The sequence below is a fragment of the Actinoplanes missouriensis 431 genome, from assembly GCF_000284295.1.
GTDB lineage: Bacteria > Actinomycetota > Actinomycetes > Mycobacteriales > Micromonosporaceae > Actinoplanes > Actinoplanes missouriensis.
Map to the genome: position 1 here is coordinate 6286523 of NC_017093.1, position 18753 is coordinate 6305275.

The following is an 18753-nucleotide window of genomic DNA, read 5'->3' on the forward strand; positions in this document are numbered from 1 at the left end:
TCAACCCAGCAGCAGGCCCGCGGCGGCGGGCAGGTCGGCGACGACCGCGGTCGCGGGCGGGTCGTCCGGGCAGTCGGTGTACTCGCCGGTGCGTACCCGGATCGAGCGGGCGCCGAGCGCGGCCGCGACCGCGACGTCCTTGCCCGGCCGGTCGCCGATCATCACGAGCCCGGCGGGCGGGACGCCGAGCCGGGACGCCACCTCCCGCAGCCCGGCCGGGTCCGGCTTGCGGAGGGCACGGCCGCCCAGCTCGTCGGTGATCACGACGACCGGGAAGAACGCGTCCAGGCCGACCGCGGCCAGTTTGGCGCGCTGGATCACCGGGTTGCCGTCGGTGAGGCAGGCGATCGGGAACCGGGCGGCGATCGCGTCCAGGGCCGCGGCCGCGCCGGGGAACAGGGGCAGCCGCCGGGGCCGGTACCCGGTGAACGCCGCCACCAGGACCGGCAGGATCGCGGGAAGGTCGGCGGCCGGAACCCCGTACCGGAGAAGGGCTCTGTCGATGGTCCTGCCGCGGTCCGATCCGGCGATCAGCTGGCGCCGGACCGCCCGGCCGAGCCGCACCGGGTCGAGGCCCGCCGCGGCGCCGGCGCGACCGACCGCGCGGGCCGCGCCGTAAAGATAGGCGGCCTGCGGATAGATCGTGTCGTCCAGGTCGACGACGATGGCTGTCGCGCCGGAGAACACGGCGGAATCGGTCACGCGACGGCCCAGGGCAGCGGTCCGGCGGTGTAGTCGGGCTCGTCCAGGGCGAGCAGCGTGTCCATGATCGGATCGGCGAGCAGTTCGGCGACGCGGGGACCGGTGTTGCCGTCGCCGTACGGGCAGGGCAGCGCCGCGATGTGCGCGAGCATCAGTGGCGCGCTCAGCCGGTGGGCCGCCGCGACCGCCCGGTCGGCCTCCTCGTCGGTGCTGATCCCGGTGAGCACCGCGGTGCCCGTCTCCACCCCTTCCCAGCGGGGCGTCGAGCGCCGCAGCACGACCACCGGGACACCGAGGTAGGACGCCTCCTCCTGCAGCCCGCCGGAGTCGGTGACCACCACCCGGCTGGTGGCCAGCTCGCGCAGCAGGTCGTCGTAGGCGAGCGGGTCCTCGCAGGTCACGCCGGGCACCGCGGCGAGGCGCTCGGCGAGGCCGTGCTCGCGCAGGCGGGCGCCGGTGCGCGGGTGGACCGGGAAGCGGACCGGCCCGATGTCGGCGAGCCGGGCGACCACGCCGATCAGGCGGGCCAGGCGCTCCGGGTCGTCGACGTTGCTCGCCCGGTGGGCGGTGACGAGCACCCCGGTACGGTCGGCGGGCGGCACCGGCGTGATGCCCCGCCGCCGCAGCGCGTCGATGACCGGGTTACCGACGATGAAGATCCGGTCGGCGTCCACGCCCTCGCCGGCGAGGAAGCCGGCGGCCCGTCCGGTCGGCGCGAAGTGCAGCTGGGCGGTGGCCGCGGCGACCCGGCGGTTGACCTCCTCGAGGCTGCGCGGGTTGAAGCTGCGCAGGCCCGCTTCGAGGTGGGCGAACGGCACGCCGGCGGCACGGGAGGCGAGGGCGTACGCGGGGACGGTGTGCGTGTCGCCGAGCGCGAGCACCAGGTCGACCGGGTTGGATCGCAGCACCTCGTCGGCGCCCTCCAGCAGCGCGCCGAGCCGGCTGCCGCCGTCCTGCGCCGGCTCCGGCAGGGACCGCCGGATGTCCGGGCGCAGGCCCAGGTCGCGCTGCACGTCACCGGCCATCGCGGCGACGGTGTGCTGACCGGTGTCGACGGCCAGGACGGTGTGCCCGTACTCGCGCAGGGCGGCCACGACCGGGGCGAGTTTGATGACCTCGGGCCGGGTGCCGAACGGGACAAGGATGCGTTTCGCGGTCATCGGGCGGCTCCCACGAGCTCGTCGGCGGACGTGTAGAAGATCTCGCTGAAGTACCGGGCCATCCGCAGGCCCGGCCGGAACTCCAGCGGTGGCAGGGCGGCGTCCGGGTCGAGGATCCCGGCGACATAGGCGCCGACCACGTCCGCGCCGGCCGCGAGGGTGAGCGGCAGCCCGCCGGAGAACCGCGGGTTGACCTCGACGATCGTGACCTCGCCGGCCGGGCCGACGAAACCCTGCACGTTGGCGGGGCCGCTGTGGCCGACCGCCCGGAGCGTCGCGGTGACCACCTCGGTGACGGCCTCCGACGCGAACGTGGTGCCGCGCACCGAGATGCCGCCGCGGGTCTCGTCACGCCAGCGGGGCACGCAGGCGAGCATCCGGCCGTCCCGGGCGACCAGGGCGTCCGCGGTGAACTCGCGGCCCTCCAGGCGGGTCTGGACGATCGCGCCGGGGACCGTGAAGAACGCGTGCGGCAGGTCGGCGGGCTCGTCGACCAGGACCACGTCGCGGCTGCCCCGGCCGCGTGCCGGTTTCACCACCCAGGGACCGGGGACCAGCCCGGCGGTGCCGGCGGTCCAGGCGGTGGCCGGGTGCGGCACCCCGGCGGCGTGCAGGGCGGTGGCGAAGGCGACCTTGTCGAGGCAGGTCTCGGCGGCGGCCGGGTCGGGCAGCCAGGTCCGCACGCCCATCTCGTCGAGGCGGGCGGTCAGCGGGGTCAGCGCCCGGTACTCCTCGGCGACCGTGCAGACCAGCGCCGACGGGCGGTACTCCGCCAGGATGGCGAGCAGGCTCTCGGCGTACCCGGGCTGATCGGCCCGGGGAAGCACCGCGGCGTGCGCGGCAAGCCGGAGCCCGGCCCCCTCGGGGTTGGCGTCCAGCGCCAGGACCTCGTCGCCGGCCTTCTGCAGCGCCTGGATCACCGCGACGCCGGCCGGGCCGCCGGCGCCGGTCACCGCGATCAGGCGGCCGGTCGGGGCGGGACCGGTGCCGGCCGGCGCGCGCATCAGCCAGGCCCGGGCCCAGAGCCGCAGCGCGATCACGTCGGCGCTGGCGATCGGCTCCCACTGGCGGGCGGCGACCGCGTCGGCGAGCGCGTCGAGCACCCCGATGTCGGTCTCGTGGGTGGCGACCGCGAGCAGGGTGGCGGTGTGCACGCCGAGGCCTTTGCCGGCGAGGTCGCGGACGATGGCGGCGCGGCGGGCGGCGTTCTCGTGGCCGACCCGGTAGTCCACCCGGGTGCGCTCCCGGCGTCGGGCCAGGCGCGCCGACAGGGCCCGCGGCAGCACCCGGCGATGCAGGAATGCCGCGACCTGCACCTTCGGCTCTTTCGGGGCGTCGTCTGCGTCGAGCGGCACCCGGTGACCGAGTCCGGGACGGGCCCAGGCCTCGGGCCGGTCCGCGGTGTGCCGTCCCGTGTGATCCTGCTCGGCGCGCTGGGCGTCGTACATCGTCATTCCGATCATGATGAGCAGTCCGATCAGGGTGTAGGCGAAATTGATGACCGCGCCGATCCAGTCGTGGAAGAAGACCAGCGCGTCCACGGCGAAGTACCGCCCGGCCAGCAGCGACAGCACGAGCCGGACCTGGTTCGCGGCGAGCACGAAGACGGTCGCGACGGCGAACCCGGCGACGACCTGGGACCGTTCGCGCAGGACGATGGCGGCGAGGGCGGCCAGCGCCAGGACGCTGGAGAGGATCGAGCAGGAGCCGGTCATCTGGGCCACCACGGGCTCGAGCCCGGGACCGAAGACCAGGAAGGAGTCGCCGAGCGCCGCGGAGATCCGATCCACGCCGAGCGCCATGATGATCTGCTCGCAGATCAGCACCTCGAAGTGCCGGGCCCCGTCGATCCAGAGCAGGTATCCGCCGACGCAGCCGGCCACCGCGAGCGCCATCTCGACCAGCACCAGGTGGCGGCGGCGGGCCGTGCCGCTGGGGACCAGCCGGCGCGCGGCCCGGTCGTGCAGGGCGTGGTCGAGGCGGCGGGCGACGAGGGTCATGCCGCCTCCGGGAGCGGCGCCTTCACGGGTGCGCTGGTGGCGCCGGACCGGGCCGTCTTGGACCAGCTGTAGGTGGTGCCCCACATGCCGTCGAGGTAGGCCTTGGTGGCGGTCAGGATCGACATCCCGAAGGCGGGGATGAACCCGATCAGCATCCAGACGGCCTTACGGGAGACCCGGCCCAGGACCAGTCCGACGGCGAGCTCGGTGAAGGGTCCGGCGAAGAGCAGGGCGGAGAGCGCGATCATCTGGAGCAGCGACGAGCCGCCGATCCCGAACGCCCGCAAGCCGATCAGTATCAGCCCGAGTCCGCACAGGACGGGCACGTGGTAGACCCAGAGGAAGAGGATCGTCTCCAGCTTCTCCATCAGGGACAGATGCGGCGTGACGACGACCGGCCGCCAATAGTCCCGCAGACACTTCTGATGGCCGCGCGCCCATCGGTACCGCTGCCGCCAGAACCGGCTGTTCGACAGCACCGCTTCCTCGAAGTCGACAGCCGTCGAGTCGTAGCGGACCCGGTACCCGTCGAGCAGCAGCCGCAGTGTGAGGTCGGTGTCCTCGGTGACGGTGTGCGGGTTCCAGCCGCCGAGCGCCCGGATCAGATCGGTGCGGACCGCACAGTTCGCGCCACCGTACGCGGGCAGTTCGAACAGCGCCTGCCGGCCGTACTCGTTGACCAGATAGCCGGACAGGTAGTCGATGAAGATCGTGGACGCGAGGTTCGACTCGACGCCGTTGCGGACCACGCAGCGCCCCATCACCGCGCCCACCCGCGGATCCCGGAAATGCCGGACGAGCCGGCGCAGCACGCTCGGCTCGGGCTGGTGGTCGGCGTCGAAGATGACCGCGATCTCCGCGTCGACCAGGGCGAGGGCGTCGTTGAGGGCGCCGGACTTGCCGCCGCCGGCGCCGGGCGGCCGGTGCAGCACCCGCAGCCGCGGGTTGGCCACGTGCCAGGCGTCGAGTTTCGCGCCGGTGCCGTCGGTGGAGGCGTCGTCGACGACGACCACGGTCAGCGCCGAGGGCGGATAGGACAGGTCCAGCATGGCCGCCACCATGCCGTCGACCACGAGTTCCTCGTCCTTGCAGGCGACCAGGACGGCGATCGTGGGGGTGTAGGTCTCGATGCCGACGACGGGCGCGTCGAGATCGCGTTCCGCCCAGCGGGCCGCCGAGACCGCGAACGCGAGATGCCGGAAGAAGAAGAGCAGGAACACGACGTTGAGCACTGTCGCGGCCCAGCCCAGCGTCCGGTCCACGCCGAACAGCGCGAGCGCCGCGGCGAGGACCAGGACGTGGGTGAGCAGAGCGCGACGGTAGTGCTCCGGCACGCGGCGGTGGCGCCCCCGTCCGGCAGGGGACGCCACGCCGCCGGTCACGCGGCTACCTGCGCCGAGTACACCGGCATCTCCGACATCATCGGCAGCACGAGAGGCGGCGCCAGATCCCACACGAAGCGGGCCGGCACGAACGCCTCGGCGAACCGGACCCGCGCCTGGGCGCCGAAGTGCCGGGCCGAGGCGGCGACCACCTCCGGGTCGACCATCGCGGACGACTCGACCTGGCTGCGGTGACACGCCAGAGCGGCGATCTTGCGGTCCAGGTGCGCCGAGATGTCGACGTAGACGGTCGGCTCGAACCGGGTGGTGGACGGGCTGCGGTAGTGCAGGATCCGCCGGCTGTGCCGGGTCGCGGACAGGGTGGCCGCCGCGACCGCGCGGTGGTCCTGGTGCGAGTCGTCCGCCGCGTGCACGTAGACGACGTCCGCCTCGGCCTCCCGGATCGCCTGCTCGATCAGCGCCACCGTGGCCGCGTCCGGGGTGACCGCGCAGTCCACCAGGCTGCCCCAGATCAGATTGCAGTCCAGGCTGCGGGCGGCGGCCTCCGCCTCGGCCCGGCGGCCGTCGACCAGGCCGGGACCGTTCTGGCCGCCGGTCACCACGAGCATGGTGACCTTGTCGCCGGCTGCCCGGTGTGCGGCGAGGGTGCCGCCACAGCCGAGCTCGATGTCGTCGGGGTGCGCGCCGATCGCCAGGACGCTGCGCATCGTCACGGCTGGGTCACCGTGCGACGCTTGCGCCACAGGTAGACTCCTCCGCCCACCAGAGCTGCGATGATCAGCACGAGGATCGGACCGGAGCCGTTGCCCCCGGCGGGCAGGTCGACGTCCTTGCCGCAGTTCGGCCGGTTCCAGTGCCCGATCACGATCTTGCCGCCGACCTTCCAGGTGACCTGGGTGTCCTTGGAGATCCAGCCGGTCGCGAACGACGCCTTGTGGGTGCCGGGCTCGAACCGGGTGGTGACCTTCGCGTCGGTGCTCCTGGTCGTGCCGGACAGCACGATCTTGTTGTTGTCCCCGGCGTCGATCTTCCCCGCCTTGCTGGCCGTGCTGACGTAGCCGAACACCGCGCGGTAGGAGTTGGTCTTGCTGTCCTGCACGACGCAGTCACAGGTCGGCGTGCCGGAGAACGTCTGCCAGGTGGCCGCCGCCGGCGTCGAGTTCAGCACGAGCACGGTCGCGATCGCGGCGACCAGCGCAGCGCCGGACGCCGCAAGCAGCGCACGGCGCCTCCGCAGTGACTGGGGCACGAGACGCATGGGTTACCTCCGCAGGTCTACCGGGCACGCCGGGTGGCGCGTCGTACCCATCGGCCTTGCCCGGAGATGCCTGAGTAGCGGGCGGGTTGCACCGCGACATCTGTAAGGGTGTGCCGAGTTCGCCCGTCCTTGCAGCGAAATGCTCGATTCCGGCCTCGGCCCCTCCTTCTTCGGTACGGGTGACCGAACGGTCCCCGAGAGTCCTTGATGATCTTCGGTAACGTGCCGGCCATGACACTCACCGATGTGCTGGCCAGGGCGGCTGCGCTCGCCCCCGATCAAGGCATCGTGCACGTCGGGGACACCGATCGTCTCGTCGGCTACGCGGAGCTCCACGCCGACGCGCTGCGGGTCGCGGGCGGGCTGCGGGCGGCCGGCCTGCGGCCCGGTGACCCGTTGCTGGTGGTGGCGGCCGCCGGCGAGGACTTCCTGGCGCTGTTCTGGGGTGCGGTGCTGGCCGGGGTCGTACCCGTGCCGTTGCCACCGGAACCGGACCGCCTCGCCGCCGTCCGGCGTCACCTCTCCTCGCCGGGCTCTCCTTCGCCGGCCCTCGCCGGCGATCCTGTGGTGCCCGGCGCGCTCTCCCTGGAGACGCTGCGCTCGGCCGAACCGCTCAGCGCGGCGCACCCGGCGCGGCCGGACGACGTGGCGTTCCTGCAGTTCTCCTCGGGCAGCACCGGAACGCCGAAGGGCGTCGAGCTGACCCACCGCAACGTGGTCGCCAATCTCGACCAGGCCGCCCGGGCCAGCGGAACCGGACCGTCGGACGTGGTCGTCACCTGGATGCCGTACTTCCACGACATGGGCCTGATCGGCACCCACCTCACCCCGGTGCACGTGCGCTGCCGGCAGGTGCGGATCAGCCCGCTCACCTTCGCGAAACGCCCCGAGACGTGGCTGCGCGTCGCCGCCCGGCACCGGGGAACGGTGCTGTCGGCGGCCAACTTCGCGCTCGCGCTGGTGGTGCGCCGGGTGCCGGACGCGCTGCTGGAAGGCCTCGATCTGAGCAGCGTGCGCCTGGTGATGGTGGGCGCGGAACCGATCTCGCCGGCAGTGTGGCGGGCGTTCGCCGCGAAGATGGAGCGCGCCGGGCTGCGGCGGTCAGCGCTCGCTCCGGTGTACGGGCTGGCGGAGGCGACGGTGGCGGTCGCGTTCCCGCCGATGGGCGAGGTGGCCGAGCCGGTTGCGCTGAGCCGGGCGGCGCTGGCCCGCGGCGTCGCGCTCCCGGTGTCGTCGGCGGCTTCGGCGGCTTCGGCGGCTTCGGCGGTCGAGTTCATGGACGTCGGTCATCCCGTGCCGGGCTGCGCGGTCCGGATCGTGGACGCGGACGGGATCGTGGTCGAGGACGGCCTGGTCGGGGCCGTACAGGTGGCCGGGCCGAACGTGACACGGGGCTACCATCGCGACCCGCGGGCCACGGCGGCGGCACTGACCGGCGACGGCTGGCTCCGAACCGGCGACATCGGCTTCCTCCGCAACGGCCGGCTGGTGATCAGCGGCCGGGAGAAGGACGTGCTCTTCGTGCACGGCCGCAACTTCCACGCCGCCGACCTGGAGGAAGTGGCGGCGGCGACACCGGGGCTGGGCGCCGGCCCGGTCGCGGTGGTCGGCGCCACAGACCCGGACGGGGGCCGCGAACTGGTCGTGCTCTTCCTCGCCGCGCCGGCCGTGCGGTCCGACCCGGGCGCGGCCGAGCGGGCGCGGCGGCGGGTCGCGGAGGCGCTGGGCTACGACAACGTGCGGGCCGAGGTGGTGCCCCGGGGCGCCTTCGCCCGGACCACCAGCGGCAAGCTGCGCCGCCAGCCCTTACGAGACCGCATCTCCGCCATGCTCGCCGAGCCCCACGCGATCAGGCCCCGCGCGACCAAGCCCTTCGCGACCAAGCCCTTCGCGACCAAGCCCCGCGCCGCCGAGCCCCGCGCCGCCGAACCCCGCGCGCCTGAGGTTCACCCGGCCGCAGCGCCGGCCCGAAGCGCGCCCGAAATCTCCTCCGACACCGGATATTTCCGATCACGGCGGGACATGGAAGGCCTGGTCCGTGCGGTGTGGGCGCGGGTGCTGCGCATCGAGCCGGAGACGATCGGGGCGGAGGATCGGTTCCTCGCGATCGGCGGATCCTCGCTCGCGGCCATGGAGGTGCTCGCGGGGCTGGAGGACGCGCTCGGGCGTACCCTCGATCCGGTTCTCCTGCGCGACTGCGCAACCGTTCCCGCCCTGGCCGACCGCCTCCTGGCCGGGCCCCTCCCCGCGGCGGCCGAGCCCGCCGTGCCCCTTCCCGCTCTGACTGAGTCCGCCGCGGCCGCCGAGGCCGGCATCTCCCACGACCTGGCGATCATCGGGATGGCCTGCCGGTTCCCGGATGCGGACACGCCCGAGCAATTCTGGAACAACCTGATCAACGGCCGGGACTCGGTCACCCGGTCGGACCGCTGGGACGGCTACGGGGCGTTCCTGGCCGACCCGTCGCTGTTCGACGCCGGCTACTTCGGCATCGGCGACGAGGAAGCCCGCCTGCTCGACCCGCACGCCCGGATCTTCCTGGAACTCGCCCACGAAGCCCTGGAACGCGCCGGATACGCCGGCCCTCGCCGCCACGGCCGCCGCATCGGAGTCTTCGCGGCGGTCGGCGAATCCGGCTACCCGGAGCTGCTCCGCGACACCATCGCCGGCGCCGGGGCGCACGCGCTCACCGGCAGTCTTCGCAACCTCACCCCGGCGCGCGTGGCGCACCTGCTCGACCTGCACGGACCCGCCGTCGCGATCGACACCGCCTGCTCGTCGGCGCTCGTCGCGCTGCACCTGGCCCGGCTCAGCCTGACCGCCGGTGACTGCGACGTCGCGATCGTCGGCGGGGTGAACCTCAACCTGACCAGTACCGGTCACAGCCTCCTCGCCGGCGCGCAGGCGCTCTCCCCGACCGGGCGGTGCCGGGCGTTCGCCGGCGACGCCGACGGCTTCGTGCCGGGTGAGGGCGGCGCGGTGCTGGTCCTGACGCGCCCGGAGACCACCGGCGGCGCACCGGTGCTCGCCCTGCTGAAGGGCACCGCCGTCAACAATGACGGCCGTTCGCTCAGCCTGATGGCCCCGAACCCGGTCCTGCAGCGGGAGGTCGTCGCCGAACCCTACCGGCGGATGGGCGTCGACCCGGCCGGCGTCACCTACATCGAGGCGCACGGAACCGGCACCCCGGTCGGCGACCCGATCGAGGCGCGGTCGCTGGCGCACGCGTTCCCGCCCCGGCCCGGCGGCGAGCCACGGCTGCTCGGCTCGGTGAAGACCAATATCGGTCACCTGCTCAACGCGGCGGCCATGCCCGCGCTGCTCAAGGTGATCCTTGCCTTCCAGCATCGCGAACTCCCGCCCTCCCTGCACCGAGGCGAACCGTCACACCGCTTCGACCTGGCCGCGGCAGGCTTCGAGGTCCTCACCGAACGCCGCCCCTGGACCGGCTCGCTGGCCGCGGTGAACAGCTTCGGCTTCGGCGGCACCAACGCCCACGCCGTCCTGGCCGCGCCCTCACCCACCGCACCGGGCGAGGCCGTCCTCATCTCGTCACCGGCATCCACAACGGACATCTCACGCGAATCACCGGACGCCCCTCAGCGCACCGGCCCGCGTCTGCTCACCCTCTCCGCTCACTCCGCGAAGGCGCTCGCCGCCGTGGTCGCCGACCTCACTGATCACCTCCGCGAACACCCTGAGCTGCACGAACACGACGTCTGCGGCACCGCGTCGACAGCGCGAGATGATCACCCGTACCGGATCGGTCTGGTCTGTGAGGGGGACCTCGTCGAGCGGCTCGCGGCAGCGCAGCCGGCGCCTCGCGCAGGCCGCGCACCCCGCGTGGCGTTCCTCTTCACCGAGTCCGCGCCGTCCGGTGTCGCCGAGGCGGCCCGGTTGCGCGCGTGCGGTATCCGTCCGGACGCCGTCGCCGGCCACGACGACGGCGAGCTGACCGAGGCCACGATCACGCGCTTACTGACCGATGGTTTCGACACATTCGTCGTATTCGGTGGACGCCGCGAGGTGCTGCCCCTGCTGCCCGACGGGTCGGCGCTGATCGCCGGAACCGATGCTCGCGCGATCCTCGAAACCGCCGCTGAGCTGTGGCGACGCGGCGCACGACTGGATCGGGCGACCCTCGATGCGGGCAGTCACCGCGTTCCGCTGCCGACGTACCCGTTCCAGCGCCGCCAGTTCTGGATCACCCCGCCGGTCACGCTCGCCACCCCGCGCTGGCTCCCCGAACCGCTGACCGCTTCCGACCCCACCGGCGAAGTGTCCGTCTTGTGGGGATCTTTCAACGCCATGACAGCCCCGGCATCCGGTCACCTCCTTGTCATCACCGAGAACGCCCTGGTCACCGGCGAAGACGGGGAAGCCCACGACCCGGCCCAGGCGATCCGGCTCGGCCTCGCGATGGCCTGGGCCGACGAAAACCCCCACCTCGGGGTACGGGTAATCGACCTCTCCACGTCCGATCCGGAACAGGACCGTCACGACGTCGTCGCCCGGGAGGCCGCCGCCCCGCCGTCACCCGGCCCGGCCTCGGTCGTGGCCTGGCGCAACGGTCGGCGGCTGGCACGCTCGTTCACGCCGGAGCCGGCGCCGCAGCGGGTGGATCTGCCTCCGGACGGCAGCTATCTGATCGTCGGCGGAGCGGGCGCCGCCGGTTCCGCCATCGCCCGTGACCTGGCCCGGCGCGGCCGGCCGTCCCTGCTGCTGGCGGGCCGCTCAGCCGAACCCGTCACCCTGCTGGCCGAGTTACGGGCGCTGGGGGCCACGGCCGAGTACCGGGTCGCGGACATCGCCGTGGATTCCGACGTCGCGGCGCTGGTGGGCGGCTGGACGTTCGACGTGGTGGTGCAGGCCGCCGGCGTGGTACGACCGGGCAGCCTGCGGTCCAAGAGCGCCGCCGATCTGGAGGCCGGACTGGCGGCGAAGGTGACCGGCACCGCATCGCTGTTCGCCGCGGTTGCCCGCCGGAAGCCCGCGCTCGGCGACCGGTCGGCGACGGGAGCAGGCACAGACTCGGGGCCGCTGTTCATTGCCCTCTCCTCGGTGTCGTCGGTAGTGCCCGGGCTGGGCGGCGCGATCGGTGAGTACGTCGCGGGCAACGCCTTCCTTGACGCGTTCGCGGCGGCACAGCGGGCGGCCGGACACCGGTTCGTGGCGGTCAACCTCCCGGCACTCAGCGGCGGCGGCCTCGCGAACGGCATCGACGGGCAGCTCCCGGTGTCGCGGGTCCCGGAGATCCTGTGGTCGGCCGCGGGCTTGAACGTGGCCCAGGTGCTGGTCAGCGCACCGGTCAGCGGTCCCACCCGTACCATCAGCGCACCTTTCCCCTCCCTCGCCGCCCCTCATGTGATCGTGGAATCTCCTGGAGCCGCCGAACGATCACCACACGCGGCGCCGGAGGAACTCGTCGCGGTGGTCCGGGAGCTGCTCGGCGGCGCGCTCGACCGGGAACCGTCGAGCATCGGGCTGGACGAGCCGTTCCTGACGCTGGGGCTGGACTCGCTCACCGCCGTCGACCTGGTCAAGGAGCTGGAGACACGGCTCGGGCGCAGCCTGTCGACGACGCTCTTCTTCGAGCATCGGACGCTCGGTGAGCTCGCCGGACATCTGGCGGGACCGGAGAGTTTCCCGCTCAGTCCGGTGCAGCGAGCCTTCCACACGGCCGGTCGGCTCTATCCGGAGGTGCCCGCTTACGCGTACGTGAGGCAGACCGTGACCGGACCACTCGACCCGGACCGCCTCCGCGAAGCGTTCGTGGCGCTGGAAGAGCGGCATCCGATGCTGCGCGTGCGGATCGATGCCGGCGGCCAGCGTTTCAGCAGTGGCGACACGGCGTCCTGGTTCCGGGTCGTGGAGCTGGACCGACCGCTGGCGGAGATCGACGCTGAGCTGCGTAATGCCACGTTCGACCTGGCCCGCGAAGCGCCGATCCGCGCGGTGCTGGCCGTCGAGCGCCCGGAGCCGGGCTCGGGCGGGGTGTCGCATCTGCTCGTGGTGGCGCACCATGCGGCCGCTGACGGGTACAGCCTGGCGATCCTCGGGGACGAACTGTGGTCGATATACGGGGGTTCGGCGCCGGGCGGGTCACCGGCGACGACGTTCGCCGAGCATGAGGCGTTACGGGCCGCGCCGAAGCCGGCCGACCTCGATCATTGGCGGACGGCGCTGAGCGGATATCCGTCGCTGACGCTGCCGTTCGACGGTTCGCCGGAACCCCGGCCGCCCTATGCGGTGCATCAGGTGTCGGCCGATCCGGCGCTGACGGCGGCGCTCGAGGAGCAGGCCCGGGCGGCCGGTGTCTCGCTGTTCCACCTGGTGCTGGCGGCGTACGTGCGGTGCCTGTCGCGATGGACGGGACAGTCAGCGGTTCCGGTGCTCGTCGCACGCGCCGGGCGGGAGGCGCGGCTGGCCGGTATCGATCGGATGGTGGGCCCGTTCGCGGACACCCTGCCGGTGCTCGCCACCGTGGAGCCGGGCGAACCGGTCGCGGCGCTGGCCGGGCGACTGCGGGACAGGTGGCTGGTCAGTGAGCAGCACGGATCGGTGTCGAGTCTGGATCTCGCGCGGTTGCTGGTTGACGTGCAGACGGCGAGTTTCAGTTTCGCCCGGTTCCCGTCGGCGGGGGTGACCGCCGCGGATCAGGTGACGGCGACGGTCGCGGGGACGGCGTCGGCCGCGACCCGGCTCGGGCTGGTCTGTTTCGAGGCGCACGGCGGGCTGCACTTCTCCTGGAACCACCCCGCCGGCCTGTTCGAGCCGGCGACCGTGGCCCGCTTCGCGGCGGAACACCTGGCCGAGGTGACGGCGCTGGCCCACGCCGGCTCGACCCCCGCAGCGGAAGCCCCGGCCCACGGTGACCCCTGGGACACGCCGGAGCTCACCGTGACTCAAGACCAACCGACAGCGGCCCGGGCACACGGTGGGCCTCTGTCCACGCCGTCGATCGTGGAGCGGATCAGGGCTCAGTGCCGGCTCACTCCGATGGCCGTCGCCGTGCTGACCAGCGGGAAGCCACTCAGTTACGGAGATCTCGACCTGGCCTCCGACCGGCTGGCCGCCACGCTCGAAGCACATCTGTCCGCCGCCGGCACCGGCGGAAACAGCGGCCACCGACGGGTCGGGCTGCTCACCGGACGCGGCAGCGCTACCGTGATCGGCCTCCTCGGCATCCTCAAAGCGAACGCCGCCTGGATCCCCCTCGACGCGACCCACCCACCGGCGCGCCTCACCGACCAACTGACCCGGACCCGCGCGGACATCGTCGTCTGCGACCCCGAGACCCGGAACGTCACCCACGAACTGGGCGCCTTCACCCTCGTGGACGCCACCGCGCCGCCCGCCGCAACCCAGCCGCCCACCGCAACCCAGCCGGCCGGCGCGCCGCACGCCACCACCCAGCCGCCCACCGCGCCGCCTCCGATCGAGAACCGGCCGGACGACATCGCCTACGTCATCTTCACGTCCGGTTCCACCGGGCGTCCCAAGGCCGTCCCGATCACCCATCGCTCGATGGTCAACTACCTCGACTGGGCGATCGGCGAGTTCGGATACCACTCCGGCGACCGCCTCGCACAGACCGCCTCCCTCTGCTTCGACGCCTCGGTGCGGCAGCTCCTGGCGCCGCTCCTCGTCGGCGCAACCGTCGTGACCTGGGACAACGAGACCGTCCGCGATCCCGCTGAGCTGTTCGAGCGGCTGGCCGAGGACCGGGTCACCGTGTGGAGCTCGGTACCCACCCTCTGGGAACGGCTGCTCGGCGCCGCCGAGAAGAGCCGCCGGAACCCTCCCCTGCGGCTCGTGCACGTCGGCGGCGAGGAGCTCTCCCCCGTACACGTCAGACGGTGGTTTGACCGGTTCGGACCAGGGCAGAAAATTACCAACCTCTATGGCCCCACCGAGACCACGATCAACGCCACCTGTCATGTCATCACCGCGCGCCCGGCCGACGACGTTCTGCGTCTGCCGATTGGCAAACCCATCGGGGGTACGGTCGTCGCGGTGCTGAGCGAGACGCCGGCAGCACGGCCCTGTGCTGCCGGCGAGGTCGGTGAGCTGTACATCGCCGGAGCCGGGTTGTCCCCCGGCTATCTCGACGACCCGGAGCAGACCGCCGCGCGGTTCGTCGAACGGGACGGCCGGCGCTGGTACCGCAGCGGCGACCGCGCGGTGATCGACGCCGACGGCCTGCTCTGGTTCCGCGGGCGGGTCGACGACCAGGTGAAACTCCACGGCTACCGGATCGAGCCGGGCGAGGTGACCGCGGCGCTGCGCCGGCATCCGTCGGTGGAGAGCGCCGCCGTGCGGGTCGAGGCCGGTCGCCTCACCGCCTGGGTTCAGCCCGGTGAACCCGTCGAGCCGGCCGAACTGCGGGCGTTCCTCGCGACGTCGCTGCCCCCGTACCTCGTGCCGTCCCGCTTCGAAATCGTCCCCGCACTGCCCCTCACCGCGACCGGAAAGGTTCAGCTGCCACCCAGCCCCTCCGACACGACGGCCACGCCGGCCGACCACGTCGACGAGACGGCTGAGCCGGCGACCCGCACCGAGCGGCTCCTCGCCGCGATCTGGTGCGACCAGCTGGGCCTTGCCCGGGTGCGTCGCGACGACGACTATTTCCAGCTCGGCGGGGACTCGATCGGCGTCCTCGACATGTTCGCCACCCTCGAGACAGCCCTGGAGACGGCCCGGCGGGAGGAGGCGCCCGCACCCACGCGCGGTGCCACGGAACCACTCGCCCTGCCGCGGCCCACGGTCATCTACCGACACCGGACCCTCGCCGCTCTGGCCTCCGTCATCGACGCCGCGCACGCCGCCACGCCCGAGCCCATGCCCGCGCCCGCCGCCGCGTCCACGCTCACCGCCACGCCCGCGCACGACGATGGCGCCTTCCCGCTGACCGCCAGCCAGCGCGGATTCCTGCTCGCCGACGCGCTAGGCGCACCGTCGACGTGGCTGGCCACGCCCCGCATCCACGGGCCCATCGACCGAGAGCGATTCCAGCACGCGGTCGACACCCTGGTCGAACGTCATCCGATGCTACGAACCGTCATCCACGCCGATTCACGCCCGCCGATGCAGCGGGAGCTGGCCTCGCCGGGACGGCTGACCGTCGCGTTCGAGCCGAATCCGGCGCCCCTCCACGAGGAGCTCGCGACCGAGAAAGCCCATCGGTTCGACCCAGCGCGGTGGCCCCTGCTGCGGTTGCGGCTGCTGCGCACCGGGCCGGAGGAGCACGTGCTGATCATGCATGCGCACCACCTGATCGGGGATGGTTACAGCGTCGCGCTGCTGGCCCGGGAATTGTTCGCCGTCTATGACGGGGCGAAGCTGCCGCCGTTGCGGTCGACGTTCCGGGACTACGTGGCGTTGCTCGACGGGTTGACCCCCGAGGTCGTCGAGGGTGGCTCGTTCGGGGGCGGGACGGTATCGGCGACCGACTTCACGGTGACGGGTCGGGTTCCGTTCTCGACGGTGCTTTCCGCATACCGTGAAGCTCTGACCAGCGTCATCGGCGCGCCGGAGTCGGTGATCGGCGTGGCGGTGACCGGTCGTGATCACGCCCTTCCCGACCTGGCCCGGATCTTCGGACCATGCGCGACGGCGGTGGCGGCGGCTCTCGGCACCGATCTCGCGGAGGCCCGCACCCGGACGTTCGTCGCCCCGCGCGGCTGGCGCTATTTCCTCACCTATCTGGACTTCGACGCGCTCGGTCCGCTGAGCGGCGAAACCCTGCGCTGGGAATGGTCGGATTCGGACTCGGACCTGACCGTGCCGTCCGGAACCGACGTCCTGCTTGCCGCCCGTCCCATCGACGGCGGCCTCCGCGTGACGCTGCGCGGCCACCTGCCCGCAGAGATCGTGGAGCGGCTGGCGGCGGCGCTGCGCACCGCCTTGCGGCGGCTCGACGCCGCGCTGATCGGCTACCTTCCGGCCCCCGCGCAGATCGCGCAACTGATTCCCTCATCGGTACGGGCGATGCTGCCGGCCTTGGACCGCGAGAGCATCCGGGCAGCTCTCTTCCCGGACAGGAGTGCACGCCTGCTGGAGACCGCCGATACCCCGCTCGGGCGTTCCGGGTTCGTGTGCCTGCCGAGATTCGCCGACGAGCTCGGCAACCCGGGTCTCGCCGAGGCCGCCGCCGCAGCGGTGGACATCGCCGCCGGCCACGGCGCCCGAACCGTCTCGCTCGCCGGCATGATTCCGGCACACACCGGATACGGAACGGCGGTGTCCGAGCTGATCCGCTCGAACACTGTAATCACTACCGGTCACGCGGTGACGGCAGCGTCGGTTGTCCGCACCACCCTCGCGGCGCTCGCCGCTCAGGGACGCAAGCTGTCCGGCAGCGTGGTGGCGGTGGTCGGCGTCGGCTCGATCGGCAGTTCCTCGCTGCGGCTGCTGCTCGACCGCGGCCCGGAGACACCGGCCGGCCTGATCCTCTGCGACCTGCCCGCGGCCGCCGGCCGGCTGGCGGACCTCGCCGATTCCCTGCCCGGCATCCCCACCGAGATCGTCGCGGCCACCCCCGCGGCACCGGACGCCGTCTACCGCGCCGACGTCATCGTCGCGGCCACGAGCGGCGGCCCGGGCACCGTCGACGTCGACCGGCTGCGACCGGGAACGATCGTCGTCGACGACTCGTTCCCGCACTGCTTCGACACCGCGAAGGCCCTCACCCGGATGCGCGAGCGGGCCGACGTCCTGATCGTCGGCGGCGGCTTGCTCGACTGCGGCCCGTCCACCCGCGAGGCGGCGCCGGGACTCCCCGCCGCCCAGTTCAGCCTGCCCGGCACGATCGCCTCCTGCCAGCTGGAGTCCCTCCTGCACGCGACGGCAGGCGCCCTCGACCCGACGGCACGCAATGCCCGGCCGACAGCAGGCGGGCACGGGACAGAGGCCGGCGTTGCCGGCGCCGCGCGGACAACCGGCCTGCCCGCCGTCCTGGGCCCGGTGAACGCGGAGCAGGCAGCGGTCTACGGCGCCGCACTCGACGCCGCGGGCGTCCGAGCAGCCCCGCTACACCTGCTGGGCACGGTGGTCGCGCCCGGAACGGGTCAGTCCCAGGAGGGGACCCACCACAGCCAGCCGTAGGGCGGCGGCGGCCAGGACGGATCGGGGCGCCAGCCGGGTGGTGGTTTCCACCCGGCCGGCGGCTCCGGCCAGTTCGGCGGCACGACGAAGCGGATACCGGTCGGTTCCGGCGGGATGGTGCCCGGATCCCAGCCCGCCGCCGGCCCGGGAACAGCGGACGCCACTCCAGCAGCGACCGGCACCAGGCCGGAGACCACCGGCGCCGGGCCGGGGACCACGGGCGGCACGGTGGACGTCTGCGGTGAGCCGCCGGGAACCGGCCCGAGCGAGAACGAGATCGACGTGGAACCCGCCGAGACGACCGAACCCACCGGAACCGGCGACGAGGACACCGGCGGGACCGGCGGCGGCGGGACGGCCACCGTCGACGGCTCCGCGCCCATCTTCACCGCATACACGTGCGCATCCGCGATCCAGCTCTCCGGCAACTCGTGTGCCCGCACCACCTGCAGCACCACCTCCGCCTTGAGCCGGTTCCCCTTCACGACGGCCCGCACCCCGGCGCCCAGCCCGCCCTCGGCCAGCATCCGCACCGCGGGCAGCACCTCACCGCTCATCTTCGGCGTCAGCTGTCCGACCCGTACCCCGTCGATCCGCACCTCCACCACGGTCCGGGTGCTACGGGCCAGCTGTTCGGTGACCTCGTGCAGGGTGGCGTGCACCCAGCACTCGCCTTCCGGGCAGAGCCACGGGATCAGCGCGTCGAGGTGGTGCTCCTCGCCGGTGACCTGGATGGCGTTGCCGAGCGGCAGCATCAGATGCGGCCCGGTGGGTGGGGCGTTCCCGGGTACGAGCAAGTGCGGCTCAGCCAGTTCGAGACGCGCCGAGTATCCCCAGTCGCCGCCCCAGAGGTGTGCGGTGACCTGCGGATCCCAGCCGTTCGCCACGAGCTCGGCGAGGACCGGGACATAGCGTGCGGCGTCGGCGCGGGAGAGGTGGCCGATCTGGCCGGTGGAGGCCCAGACACCGACGGCGTTGGGGTCGTGCCGGTTCCGCGGATCGGGCATGAGCCGCACCGGCGTGACGATCTCCGCATCGGACGCGGGCGCCGATGCTCCGAACAGGGCCTTCCACGCCGGGGTGTAGTGCGACTCCCCGACGACCTCGATGTTCGCCCAGCCGCGCTGGCCCCACAGGTCAAACGGTACCGACATGGACGGCAAGCGTACGGACGCGCGGCTGCG

The 18753-nt window shown here is 73.0% G+C and carries 8 protein-coding genes; 1 reads left to right on the forward strand and 7 read right to left on the reverse strand.

The window, feature by feature from the left end; all coding sequences use genetic code 11:
- From AMIS_RS28900 to AMIS_RS28925, 6 genes are read right to left on the reverse strand one after another with little or no spacing between them, the layout of a single operon-like run.
- On the reverse strand, positions 1-702 hold the full coding sequence (locus AMIS_RS28900) for an HAD family hydrolase (protein WP_014445979.1): 702 nt from the start codon (positions 700-702) through the stop codon (positions 1-3).
- Positions 699-1862 carry a non-hydrolyzing UDP-N-acetylglucosamine 2-epimerase gene (gene wecB, locus AMIS_RS28905; protein ID WP_014445980.1) on the reverse strand — a complete coding sequence of 388 codons (1164 nt, stop codon included), beginning with the start codon at positions 1860-1862 and terminating at the stop codon, positions 699-701. Before wecB ends, AMIS_RS28900 begins: the two co-directional genes overlap by 4 nt.
- Complete coding sequence (locus AMIS_RS40895) at positions 1859-3862, reverse strand: exosortase/archaeosortase family protein (protein WP_014445981.1); 2004 nt, start codon at positions 3860-3862, stop codon at positions 1859-1861. The genes wecB and AMIS_RS40895 overlap by 4 nt, the downstream gene beginning before the upstream one ends.
- A complete protein-coding gene (locus AMIS_RS28915; RefSeq protein ID WP_197537976.1) occupies positions 3859-5196 on the reverse strand; it encodes a glycosyltransferase family 2 protein in 1338 nt (445 codons plus the stop codon). The genes AMIS_RS40895 and AMIS_RS28915 overlap by 4 nt, the downstream gene beginning before the upstream one ends.
- 44 nt (positions 5197-5240) lie before the next feature.
- Entirely contained in the window at positions 5241-5912 is a 672-nt protein-coding gene (locus AMIS_RS28920; RefSeq protein WP_157435462.1) for a PIG-L deacetylase family protein, read from the reverse strand.
- A 2-nt stretch (positions 5913-5914) separates the two neighbouring features.
- A complete protein-coding gene (locus AMIS_RS28925; protein ID WP_014445984.1) occupies positions 5915-6463 on the reverse strand; it encodes a hypothetical protein in 549 nt (182 codons plus the stop codon).
- A gap of 231 nt (positions 6464-6694) precedes the next feature.
- Here AMIS_RS28925 and AMIS_RS28930 point away from each other — a divergent pair, with 231 nt between their 5' ends.
- Positions 6695-17569 carry a non-ribosomal peptide synthetase gene (locus AMIS_RS28930; RefSeq protein WP_083888834.1) on the forward strand — a complete coding sequence of 3625 codons (10875 nt, stop codon included), beginning with the start codon at positions 6695-6697 and terminating at the stop codon, positions 17567-17569.
- Here AMIS_RS28930 and AMIS_RS40900 read toward each other — a convergent pair.
- Positions 17533-18723 (reverse strand): HIRAN domain-containing protein, encoded by a 1191-nt coding sequence (locus tag AMIS_RS40900; protein WP_014445986.1) that lies wholly within the window; start codon positions 18721-18723, stop codon positions 17533-17535. The genes AMIS_RS28930 and AMIS_RS40900 overlap by 37 nt on opposite strands.
- Between the last annotated feature and the right edge of the window lie 30 nt (positions 18724-18753).